The organism is Glaciimonas sp. GG7 (genome assembly GCF_052976905.1).
Window position 1 is genome coordinate 1 of sequence record NZ_JBRIIQ010000169.1, and the last position, 5,007, is coordinate 5,007.

4 protein-coding genes and 1 pseudogene are annotated in these 5,007 nt (G+C 50.9%); 2 read left to right on the forward strand and 3 right to left on the reverse strand.

Annotation, left to right across the window (positions count from 1 at the left end):
• On the reverse strand, positions 1-1,229 hold a 1,229-nt coding region (locus ACVBEF_RS20520; RefSeq protein WP_447125760.1), incomplete at its 3' end, for an MFS transporter.
• Between the two features lie 310 nt (positions 1,230-1,539).
• Between ACVBEF_RS20520 and ACVBEF_RS20525 the strand changes: the two genes are divergently transcribed.
• Positions 1,540-2,883 carry a chloride channel protein gene (locus ACVBEF_RS20525; RefSeq protein WP_447125761.1) on the forward strand — a complete coding sequence of 448 codons (1,344 nt, stop codon included), beginning with the start codon at positions 1,540-1,542 and terminating at the stop codon, positions 2,881-2,883.
• The gene (locus ACVBEF_RS20530; protein ID WP_447125762.1) at positions 2,876-3,532 is read left to right on the forward strand and encodes a class I SAM-dependent methyltransferase; all 657 of its coding nucleotides are present in this window, start codon (positions 2,876-2,878) and stop codon (positions 3,530-3,532) included. Before ACVBEF_RS20525 ends, ACVBEF_RS20530 begins: the two co-directional genes overlap by 8 nt.
• Positions 3,533-3,706: 174 nt before the next feature.
• Here ACVBEF_RS20530 and ACVBEF_RS20535 read toward each other — a convergent pair whose 3' ends face one another.
• Complete coding sequence (locus tag ACVBEF_RS20535; RefSeq protein WP_447125763.1) at positions 3,707-4,507, reverse strand: hypothetical protein; 801 nt, start codon at positions 4,505-4,507, stop codon at positions 3,707-3,709.
• A 37-nt stretch (positions 4,508-4,544) separates the two neighbouring features.
• Positions 4,545-5,007, reverse strand: a pseudogene (locus tag ACVBEF_RS20540) (hypothetical protein); the annotation flags it as partial.

Sequence of the window (5,007 nt, forward strand, 5' to 3'; positions counted from 1 at the left end):
ATCAGGGCAGTTGCGATCCCGAGATTTTCACGTCCCGCCTCTTGCTGAATAAATACCGTGATATTGGGCAAAATAAAGCCCAGACCGAGCCCGCCCATCACCATGAATCCAGCGATCACGCCGTGCGAGGTCCAGCGGTTTGAAATCACCACGCCTAAGCACGATAGCGCCAGCAGGATAAAGCCGATGTAGAGCATGATCATCGGATTTTTGATGCGGGTGATGATCCGACCGTTGGAAATACTGCCGATCATGACGCAAGCAACCAATGGCGTAATCAACAAACCGGCGTCCTGCGGCGATAAACCGAAGCCGCCCTGATACAGCAAGGGCGCAAAAAACATCAGCGAAAACATCGAAAACCCGCTCAACAAGGAGAGCAAAAATAGCGCCGACAATTTCGGATGGAACAGTAAATCAAACGGCAATATCGGCTGTGGCGCGTGATGCTCCCATTTCCAGAGGGCATAAAAGGAAACAATGCTCGCCACCAACAACGCCAGCATCCCCAATGACAATCCATGCTTGGGCAGCATTTCGACGAATAATTGCAAGCAGCCTAAGGAGGCGGTAATTAACAACGCGCCCGGCCAGTCGAGCCGGATTTTGGCATCGGGATCGGTATGGCGCAGATGCGGCAGATATTTCCAGACAAAAATGAGTGACAAAATGCCCACCGGCAGATTGACAAAAAATACCCAGCGCCAGCCCCAGTATTGCGTCAGAAAACCACCGAGCGAAGGACCAATGGCGGTTGCCAGGCCGAACGCTGCACTCATCAGAATTTGCCAGCGCAGTCGTGTGTGTGCACCGGGAAATAAATCCGGGATGCAGGCAAAGGCCGTTCCCACCAGCATCCCGCCGCCTATCCCTTGCGCGCCACGGCCAATTACCAGCCACAGCATGCTATCGGCCATGCCGCACAGGATAGAGGCGGCGGTGAACAGAATAATGGAGACAATCACAAACGGCTTGCGACCGTAATAATCGCCCAGCCGACCGAATATCGGCACGGTAATGACAGAGGTCAGTAAATAGGAAGTGGCGACCCAGGAATACAGATCAAAGCCTTTGAGCTCGGCCACGATGGTGGGCAACGCCGTGCCGACAATGGTGGAATCAAGGGCGACGAGCATGATGACAAATGCGATCCCCAGCATGGCCATCAGTGATTCACGAAAAGGGAGAACTTGCTCGCTGGAGTGTGCGGCAGCGGAATGGAGGGCCATTGTGATCTGGTTGGTGCTGTTATTGAAGATTTCTGATTTGCAACATCGTCACGTCCGGATGGGTGGTCGATGTTGGTGCAAAATAGTTGTTATTCAGTAACGACAGCCAAAAATTGTAGATTGAGCATGATACGCCGGTTCCCTTGCGTTCGTCCGAGAGGATGGGACCAGATCACATTTTGCGCTGAATGGAAGGGTGGATGAAGGGTGGATGATTGCGTCCCCTCAATAATTGCGGGAGTAAGTAATCTATAATGCCGCCTTTCGCCTTTACTTCCCAAGCTTCTGCAATGAAGCTCACAAGGATGCAATGAACACGTTCCCATCGAACATATCAGGTCAGACATTGCGGCATTTACGGCGGGTATGGCGTAAATTTGGCATTTTGTGGTTGGGGGCGGTGTTGGTTGGTTTAGTCGCCGTGTTATATGCGCGCCTGATCGATGCCGGTTTCGGCATTTTTCGCAGCATTCAGCAAGCCCATTTCTGGCTGCCGATCATCATTACGCCGTTGGCTGGTGCACTTTGTGTCTGGTTGACGCGGCGGTTTTTTCCCGGGGCAGAAGGTAGCGGAATACCGCAAGTCATCGCCACACTAGAAGAAGAAACAACCCAGCGCGGCCACGCATTTTTATCGATAAAAATACTCTTGGGCAAGATCGGCGTTTCTTTTCTGGCGATACTGGGCGGTTTTACAATCGGGCGCGAAGGCCCGACGGTGCAAGTGGGAGCCGCCTTGATGTTCAATTTGCGCCGTCTGTATCCACGTGCCAGTGCCGCACTGGAACGACGCTTGATTTTGGCCGGAGCAGCCGCTGGTTTGTCCGCCGCCTTCAATACGCCGCTGGCGGGAATCGTTTTTGCGATTGAAGAATTGACCCGCAGTTTTGAGCATCGCGCCAGTGGCGTGGTGATTACTGTGATTATTTTTGCCGGTGCAGTAGCACTTGGCCTCAATGGTAACTACACTTATTTCGGGACCATACAGATTGCTGGTGCCCTTACTAACATGCTGGCCGTGGCGGTGGTGGTGACAGGCGTCGTCACCGGCATCGCAGGCGGAATTTTTTGCTGGTTGCTGCTCAATACCGAGCGCTGGATTCCTGCCAAAGTACAAACGTTGCGACGCGATCGCCCGGTTGTCTTTGGCGCATTATGCGGATTATTGGTAGCGCTCATTGGCGTCATCGCCGCTGGTGCCACGTTTGGTAGCGGTTATGTCGAGGCCCAGAGTTTGCTGGCTGGCGGGCATTTATCGATGTGGTATCCCTTTTTAAAAATGGCGTCGATGGTTGGCTCCTACCTGCCGGGTATTCCGGGCGGGATTTTTGCACCATCGTTGTCTATCGGTGCCGGGTTTGGCAACCTGCTGCACCTGTTATTCGATAACACTTCGTTGCAGATGTTGATTGCTCTGGCAATGGTCGGTTATCTGGCGGCGGTAACGCAGTCGCCGATTACCGCTTTTGTGATCGTGATGGAGATGATTAACGGCCATGCATTGGTGATTTCACTGATGGCAACGGCCTTAATTGCCAGTCGGGTATCGCGGTTTTTTGCGCCACCACTTTATGACGCACTGTCGGAACGGTATCGACAAACGTGTGCGTCACACCTTGTTTCACCGGATTTAAGAAAGTCAGAAAATGCTTAAAAAAGATATGGCGGAGTACTACGCCAAACGTGCCGAGTCTTACGAAGAAATTTACACCCGGCCTGAGCGCCAGGATGAATTGCTCACCCTGCAAGTGCGGGTGCAAGAGTTGCTCGAAGGCCACGACGTACTAGAACTTGCCTGCGGCACTGGCTTCTGGACCGAGCAACTTGCAGCCTCGGCCAAATCGGTGCTGGCAACCGACATCAATCCTGAAGTCATGAAACTGGCGCAGGCCAAGGGTTTTCCAGCCGACAAAGTCCGTTTTGCGCTCGCCGATGCGTTTGATCTCCAGCTAGACCGCCCTTATACAGCGGTCTTCTTTGGATTTTTGTTCTCGCACATTTTGCGTGAAGATCACGACAAATTTCTCAAGCACTTGCGTGCGCAGTTGGGGCCAGACACCTTAATGGTGATGCTCGACAACAGTTACGTCGAAGGCAGCAGCACCACGATTGCCCGTACCGACTTGCTGGGAAATACGTTTCAGCATCGGCGCTTGCCGGGGTTCCCTCAAGGCGACCGTTATGAGATTTTGAAAAATTTCCCCAGCGATAGCAATTTGCGCAAGCGGTTAGCGGCGGATACGCGGGATTTGCGGATTTTGCGCATGGAGCATTATTGGTTGTTGAGTTGTCGGTTGAAGTAGGGGGCAGGTTTTCGAATTGAATTAGGACTTACGCAAAATCGCCCCAGCGGCGTTATCCCTCTTAGCCCTACTAACATACTGTCTTCGTCAGTCGGACTTGCTGGGCCAGTTTTGCATAAGTCCTATGAGTGTGAACCGGCCTCAGAGCGAGAGTCAGATCAGTTTTCACCATCCCTATGGCACCAGATGTATGGGAATACGTTTTTGGTTAATTTCATTTTCCGTCACCAGTCGTTGGTTCAGATTACTCTCGACGAAACGCATTTTCCCATCATATTTTTCGGCTATGCCAGGCGCTTTGACGCGCTTCATAAATACATCAGCACGTGTTTGCTCTGGCGACAGGGGCTGGTTCTTATTGCGTAAATCAATAGCTTCCCTCAATAGAGGCGTCTGAAAATTATCAATGACATCGATTGAATGTTCGAAGATGTTAGTTTCCCCTGTTGCTAAATCAAGTACCACACCATAGCTACGTCCTGTACAAGAAGAAAATGACCAGTGATCCCATGATGGATGGATGTCATGCTGGGCTAAAGATTCTTTAATCGGATCTCCAATGCTTTCCCCTTGCATGAACCAAACGCCGCCAGCGAGTGTAGCTTGAATGGTTTTGCTTTCTCCCTTCGTATCTTTGATTAGTTCAATTGCCGTTTGAATTGTTTGGTTAATGATGACGCGAATATTGTGATCGAAGTGAATAACCGCACCCATTTTATTGACTGGGTTATACAGAGTAGATACGACACAAGTTTGTGCATTTAACGAGAACAAATAATTGTTATTTTTATTGATGTCATAAGCTGCGCATACTCCTTCGCCCTCCATTGCACCTCTTGCATAACAGGGAGAAGTTTTATGTGGAAACGCTTCTGAAAGATAATGAATAGTGCCAAGGTAATTCGTTTCAGGTGAGGGAGCTGGGCTGTTTTGCGACGCATATATTGGGGTTGGAGTTATGGCGCTTATCGGCATAAATTTCCTGATATTTATAAAGTCGACTGCAACGATATCAAGACATCGGTTGTGTAGCGACTCCCAAATGCTCATTAGGTCCAACCATCCCCGGAAAATTTGCCCATTCATTCGCAAACGTCACCGTCTCTGACGCATCAATCTTTTCTTTAATCCGCAAATTGAACGCACGCATTATTCCCCACTGCGCTTGCGGTCTGGTACGGAAAGCCCCCGTCAGGATAGCCCCGTGCAGATCAAAGCCGTTCAGGCCATAAATATCAATCGGTTGCAGTAATAAGTGACGCAGATCGGTGTCAGCCATCATTTCTGCGCCGGTTTCGCGCATCAGGTCCAGTGCATCGTCGATATGCGAGTCCAGCGTGACGTGCAATTTCAGTGCGGCGTAGGCGTATTCTCGCGAGTCATTTCTGACGGCGGTGATTTGCGAAAACGGCACGCTGTGGACCATCGATTCGTGCTTGTCCGTGGTACTCGGCATAGAACTACTGAGTCGGAGA

Bases quoted from the DNA above. Each gene is read 5' to 3' on its own strand.
- ACVBEF_RS20535 (WP_447125763.1), bottom strand. From the start codon at position 4,507: ATGCCGATAAGCGCCATAACTCCAACCCCAATATATGCGTCGCAAAAC.
- ACVBEF_RS20525 (WP_447125761.1), top strand. From the start codon at position 1,540: ATGAACACGTTCCCATCGAACATATCAGGTCAGACATTGCGGCATTTA.
- ACVBEF_RS20530 (WP_447125762.1), top strand. From the start codon at position 2,876: ATGCTTAAAAAAGATATGGCGGAGTACTACGCCAAACGTGCCGAGTCT.